The sequence below is a fragment of the Intrasporangium sp. genome (assembly GCF_035280925.1).
Classification (GTDB): domain Bacteria; phylum Actinomycetota; class Actinomycetes; order Actinomycetales; family Dermatophilaceae; genus Intrasporangium.
This window is the reverse complement of record NZ_DATEEY010000048.1, coordinates 23,251-29,417: the sequence shown is the minus strand read 5'-3', so window position 1 is coordinate 29,417 and position 6,167 is coordinate 23,251. Positions and strand designations below refer to the sequence as shown.

The following is a 6,167-nucleotide window of genomic DNA, read 5'->3' as shown; positions in this document are numbered from 1 at the left end:
ATCCTCCTGCCCGCCGCGTCGGGTGAGCAGGGCTACGCTGCCCGCCTCGACCGGCTGGAGCGCCGTCTCGAGGTCGGTGGGGTCCCGAGCGGCGGTGGCGGGTCTCCTGCACCAGCGCCATCAGGGCGTATGCCGCTGGGCTCGGCCCGGCTGGCGCCCCCCGTCCCAGCCCCCACCGAACCGTCGAGCGTTGACGTGCCGCCGCCCTCCGCGTCGCGTGCGCAGGAGGTCGCGCCGCCCTCCGCGTCGAGTGCGCAGGACGTCGCGCCGCCGCCTTCCGCGTCGAGTGCGCAGGAGGTCGCGCCGCCGCCCTCCGCGTCGACCGTGCAGCACGATCCGCAGCCCGCCGCTGGGATGGACACCGACGCCGTCCGACGAGCCTGGCCCCAGGTGCTCGGGCGCATCTTCGGGATGCGTCGCGGCACGTGGACCTTCGTCTCGCAGCACGCGAAAGTCATGGCCTACGACGGCAGGACGCTGACCCTCGGCATCTCGACCGCCGGCCTGACCAACGCCTTCCGGGCCGGCAACCACGCCGACATCGTCCGGCAGGCGCTCATCGACGAGATCGGCGTCGATGCGGTCATCGATGGTGTGCACGTGGCCGATTCGGGTGGGTCGGCGGAGATGGCCCCTCCTGCCGGTGCCGTCCGCCCCTCGCCTGAGCCCGTGGCGGACGCCGGGTCGACTCCCGCGGCTGGTCGATCGCTCGAGGCCAACGCGGGCTGGGGCAGCGTTTCGGCGCCGGCTCCGGACTGGACCACCAGCCCCGCGGCCCCGGCGGCCCACGGTGCCGGGGCGGTTCGCGAGTCGCTCGACGCGGCCCGGAGAGTCGCTGCCGGCACGTCGAGCAGCGGAGCGGCTGATCCCGCTCCCTTCACCGACGACGCGGCGGTCAGTGACGACGACGAGGACATCGAGCTGTCCGGCGACGTGGGACGCTCCGTGGTCGAGAACGTTCTCGGCGGGCGGGTCATCTCCGAGTCGGAGGACTGAGGCCTCTTCGGAGCGTTGCCGCGAAAGGCCGTACACGGGAGCTCATTACCGCGTACCGTCGGGTCCGTGTTCGACGTCGCTGCGGACGCTTACGCGCAGTTCATGGGCCGCTACTCCGAGCCGCTCGCCGAGCAGTTCGTGGAGTGGGTCGGCGTGCGCCCGGGGGACCGCGCGCTCGACGTCGGGAGTGGGCCTGGCGCGCTGACCGCGCGACTCGTCGAGCGGCTCGGCGTCAGCGCCGTCTCGGCGGTCGACCCGTCCCAGCCCTTCCTCGCGTCGATGAGGACCCGGCTACCCGGCCTCGACGTGCAGTACGGCTCGGCTGAGCAGCTGCCGTTCCCGGACGACTTCTTCGACCACGCCATGGCCCAGCTCGTCGTCCACTTCATGAAGGACCCCGTGGCCGGGCTGGCCGAGATGGCCCGCGTGACCCGCGCCGGGGGCTGCGTGGCGGTCTGTGTCTGGGACTTCGCCGGTGACCGGTCGCCACTCTCGACCTTCTGGCGGGCCGCGACGGATCTCGATCCGGAAGCGCGCACCGAGGATGACCTGGCCGGCGCACGGGACGGCGAGCTGGGCCGTCTCCTCGAGGCCGCGGACCTGACGACCATCCGCTCGGGCGAGCTGCCGATCCGCGTTCCGCACCAGAGCTTCGACGAGTGGTGGGAGCCCTACACCTACGGCGTCGGTCCGGCGGGTGAGTACTTCACGTCGCTGGGCGACGAGGCACGCCACGCCATCCGGGAGCGGTGTCGCGCGCTGCTGCCCCCCGCGCCGTTCGACGTCGAGGCCGTGGCCTGGGTGGCGGTCGGGCTCGTCTGACGGCGGCTCGTCTGACGGTCGTGGCGGGCGCCGACCACGGGTCCGCCCTAGAGTGAGCGCATGTTCTACAGCCTCGGTCATGGGGTGCTCGTGCCGCTGAGCCGCCTGCTGTACCGCCCTACCATCGAAGGCAAGGAGAACGTGCCGCTCGACGGCGGAGTCATCCTCGCGAGCAACCACCTCTCCTTCATCGACTCCATCGCGATCCCGCTCGTGTCACCGCGCAAGGTCCGATTCCTCGCCAAGGAGGAGTACTGGACCGGCGACGGGGTCAAGGGTCTCCTGCAGAAGGGCTTCTTCACCGCCGTCGGCATGGTCCCCGTCAACCGGCAGTCACCGACGGCTGCCCAGGAGAGCCTGGACAAGGGCCTCGAGGTGCTCAAGGCGGGCGACGCCTTCGGCATCTATCCGGAGGGGACACGGTCGCGGGACGGGAGCCTCTACCGCGGTCGCACCGGTGTCGCGTGGCTCGCCCTCAACGCCCAGGTCCCTGTCGTTCCGGTCGGCCTCATCGGCACCCAGGACATCCAGCCGGTCGGGGCCAGGTTTCCGCGGTTGGCCAAGGTGACCGTTCGCTTCGGCACACCGATCGGTGTGGAGGCCTATCAGGGCCTGCCTGCCGGCCGCGCCCGCCGCCAGCTGACCGACGACGTCATGGACGCCATCGCCGCCCTCACCGGCCAGCAGCGCGTCAACGCCTACAACGACGTGCCGGGCGAGGTCAGCGAGGACTGAGCCACACCGTCCGCGCGTGCCGGGGTTGGTCACTCCGGTCGGTCACTCCGGGGCATAGGCTGCAGGGGTGTACGAAGGCGCGGTGCAGGACCTGATCGACGAGCTCGGCCGACTCCCGGGTATCGGTCCCAAGGGCGCGCAGCGCATCGCGTTCCACCTGCTCCAGGCCGACCCCGATGAGGTCGCCCGGCTCGTCACGGCGCTGACCGAGGTCAAGGCCAAGGTGCGGTTCTGCGAGGAGTGCGGCAACGTGGCGCAGGCAGAGCGGTGCCGGATCTGCGCGGACCCACGCCGCGACCACGGGTCGATCTGTGTCGTCGAGGAGCCCAAGGACGTCGTGGCGATCGAGCGCACGCGAGAGTTCCGTGGCACCTACCACGTGCTGGGCGGCGCGATCAGCCCCATCGACGGCATCGGTCCTGACGACCTGCGAGTGCGCGAGCTGATGCAGCGACTCGCGTCGAGCACCGTGCAGGAGGTCATCATCGCGACCGACCCCAACCTCGAGGGGGAGGCGACCGCCACGTACCTGTCTCGTCTGCTCCGCGACGTCGGCGTCACCGTGACGCGACTCGCCTCCGGCCTGCCCGTTGGCGGCGATCTCGAGTACGCCGACGAGGTCACGCTGGGGCGCGCCTTCGAGGGCAGGCGCCGGGTCGACGCCTGACCCGGCCACCCGGCAGACTGGGCGGCGAGCGAAACCAGCTCAACGGCATACGACACGCCAGACCGGCAGGGGGCTGTGATGACCACCGACGACACCACCCACGAAGCGACGGACACCCCGGACGCGGCCGACGTGGACGAGCTCGGGGGCCTCGCCGACCTCACAGCGCACGAGGCGAGCGCCTTCCTGACCGCGGTCACGGAGGTCGCCTCCGGGAACTCACCGGACACGGCCATCCCGCTGCTCACCCTCGCCCTGTCCCAGGTCCTCGTCGCCGGCTCCAGACTCGGCGCGATCCAGGACGTCGTCCTCGAGGAGCGCTACGAAGCCGATCCCGGCCCGGATGACGACCCCGACCCGCTCCGCGATGGGCTCGCGAACCTTCTCGCCGGCATCGACGAGTACGTCTATGTCATCGATCCGGTGACCTCACCCGAACGCGCGGACGGCTCGATCACGAACGACCTGGCCGACATCGCCCTGGCCCTGACGCACGGGCTCAAGCACTACCAGGCCGGCCGCAAGGTCGAGGCGCTCTGGTGGTGGCAGTTCAGCTACCTGTCGGTCTGGGGTGACCGGGCGCTCGCATCGATGCGCGCGCTCCACTCGATCCTGTCCCACCTGCGGCTGGACGCCGACGAGGAGCGGGTCTCCGAGGCCGAGTTCGACGCCCTCCACCCCTGACTCGGGCACGCCCGGCCGCGATCAGCATGCGATGGTCGAGCGGACTGGCCCACTGATCACCCAGACGAATCAGTGTCGCGCTGATCGGGAGCGCGCTGATCAGCGGGGCAGCTCAGCGGGCCAGTCCGTTGGTCACCCGGGGCGGCTCAGCGGGCCAGTCCGTTGGTCACCCGGGGCGGCTCGGCGGGCCAGTCGGCTCGCCCTTGGAGGCCGGCTCGCTGGACGGCGCGCCAGCACTGTCAGCACCGACTGCGAATGTGCTCCCGGGGCAACCAGGGAGGTGAGTTCCATGACAGCTGAGAGGGCTGAGCCCCAGGACTTCGACGTGCCGCGCTTCGTCGTCAGAGCCCGGCGACGCGGCGACCTCAGCCAGCGTGACCTGGCCGATCGAGTCGGCGTGAGCCAGTCGACCATTGCTGCGATCGAGTCGGGTCGTCGCGACGTGACCGTGACGATGTTCCGGCTGTTGCTGCGTGCGGGTGGGCTACGTGTGGCCGTCGTCGACGATGCTGGGCAGAGCGTCGTCCCGGTTCCGACCGGTGTGGTTCGCGACAACGGCAACCGGAGGCTGCCAGCCCACCTCGACGTGGACCCGCCGGACCGAGTGCCGACAACTCGGCTGAGTGCGTTCCGATCCGAGCGCCGGGCGCCCAACGCCTGGTACCACCTCCGCGAGGAGCGCGACCGTCGACGGATCCCAGGGGTGGAACCCGAAGATCATCCCACCCTCGCCGAACTGGAGGCCAGGCGCCGTCGCATCCGCTACGGCCCTCGCCCGCCGGCACCGGGAGTGGTTCAGGAACCGCAGGAGTGCCAGTGCCCCACGGACTGTTGGCTGGGGACTGCCTGCGTGCCCGACTGCGCCTGCCGCTGTGAGCCGGAGATGGGCGTGCCGGGACCTCGATATCTCACCATGCCGAACGATCGCGGGGACGGCTGATGCCCGGTCATAGACTGCGAGTCCCGCCACAGCGTCAACCGGGAGCCTGATGTGAGCATCGTCGTCCAGAAGTACGGGGGGTCATCCGTCGCCGACGCCGAGTCGATCAAGCGCGTCGCCCGGCGCATCGTGGAGACCCAGCGCGCCGGCAACGCCGTCTGCGTCGTCGTCTCGGCCATGGGCGACACGACGGACGACCTTCTCGACCTGGCCGAACAGGTAACTCCGGCTCCGCCCGCGCGGGAGCTCGACATGCTCCTCACCTCCGGCGAGCGGATCTCCATGGCCCTCGTCGCCATGGCCATCGCCCAGCTCGGGGCCGAGGCCCGCTCCTTCACCGGTAGCCAGGCGGGCGTCATCACCGACGAGGCCCACGGCGCAGCCCGGATCATCGACGTCACGCCGGGTCGCATCCAGAGCGCCCTCGACGCCGGGCACATCGCCATCGTCGCCGGCTTCCAGGGCGTCAGCCAGACCACCAAGGACATCACCACGCTGGGACGCGGTGGGTCCGACACGACCGCCGTCGCCCTGGCGGCGGCACTCGATGCCGACGTCTGTGAGATCTACACCGACGTGGACGGCGTCTTCACCGCTGATCCACGCGTCCTGCCGAGCGCCCGCAAGATCGACGTCATCTCCATGGAGGAGATGCTCGACCTCGCCGCCAGCGGCTCCAAGATCCTGCATCTGCGCTGCGTCGAGTATGCGCGGCGCTACGGCATCCCGATCCACGTCCGCTCCTCGTGGTCGCGCAAGCCGGGCACGTGGATCAAGGACAATCCCTACCAAGGAGAAGGCGCTGTGGAAGCACCGATCATCGCCGGCATCGCGCACGACCGCAGCGAGGGCAAGATCACCATCGTCGGAGTCCCCGACCGGGTCGGCATCGCCGCCCAGATCTTCGGCGCCATCGCCGAGGCCGGGATCAACATCGACATGATCGTCCAGAACGTCTCTGCCGCCGAGACAGCCAAGACCGACATCTCCTTCACGCTTCCCGAGGGCGATGGGCCCAAGGCGCTGTCCGTCCTGCAGGGCATCAAGCACGACGTCGACTTCGAGGACCTCCGCTTCGATGACAGCATCGGCAAGATCGCCCTCGTCGGCGCGGGGATGCGGTCCCACCCGGGCGTGTCCGCAAAGTTCTTCAAGGCGCTTGCCGACGCCGGCATCAACATCGAGATGATCTCGACGTCGGAGATCCGGGTATCGGCTGTGACCCGAGTCGACCAGCTCGAGGAGGCCGTCCGGGCGGTCCACACCGCCTTCGGCCTCGACGCGGCCGAGGATGCCATCGTCTACGGCGGAACCGGCCGCTGA

The 6,167-nt window shown here is 70.4% G+C and carries 6 protein-coding genes and 1 pseudogene; all 7 read left to right on the top strand.

Annotated elements, in window-relative coordinates; translation table 11 throughout:
- Window positions 1–996 (top strand): annotated as a pseudogene (locus tag VJN29_RS05110) (DNA polymerase III subunit gamma and tau); the annotation flags it as partial.
- 66 nt (window positions 997–1,062) lie between these two features.
- A complete protein-coding gene (locus VJN29_RS05105; RefSeq protein ID WP_324142501.1) occupies window positions 1,063–1,818 on the top strand; it encodes a class I SAM-dependent methyltransferase in 756 nt (251 codons plus the stop codon).
- Window positions 1,819–1,878: 60 nt separating this feature from the next.
- Complete coding sequence (locus VJN29_RS05100) at window positions 1,879–2,553, top strand: lysophospholipid acyltransferase family protein (protein WP_324142500.1); 675 nt, start codon at window positions 1,879–1,881, stop codon at window positions 2,551–2,553.
- 67 nt (window positions 2,554–2,620) lie between these two features.
- The gene (gene recR / locus VJN29_RS05095) at window positions 2,621–3,220 is read left to right on the top strand and encodes a recombination mediator RecR (protein WP_324142499.1); all 600 of its coding nucleotides are present in this window, start codon (window positions 2,621–2,623) and stop codon (window positions 3,218–3,220) included.
- A gap of 78 nt (window positions 3,221–3,298) precedes the next feature.
- Window positions 3,299–3,904, top strand: coding sequence for a DUF5063 domain-containing protein (locus VJN29_RS05090; RefSeq protein WP_324142498.1), 606 nt, complete (start codon window positions 3,299–3,301; stop codon window positions 3,902–3,904).
- Window positions 3,905–4,193: 289 nt separating this feature from the next.
- Window positions 4,194–4,844 (top strand): helix-turn-helix transcriptional regulator, encoded by a 651-nt coding sequence (locus tag VJN29_RS05085; protein WP_324142497.1) that lies wholly within the window; start codon window positions 4,194–4,196, stop codon window positions 4,842–4,844.
- Window positions 4,845–4,895: 51 nt separating this feature from the next.
- Window positions 4,896–6,167 carry an aspartate kinase gene (locus tag VJN29_RS05080; protein ID WP_324142496.1) on the top strand — a complete coding sequence of 424 codons (1,272 nt, stop codon included), beginning with the start codon at window positions 4,896–4,898 and terminating at the stop codon, window positions 6,165–6,167.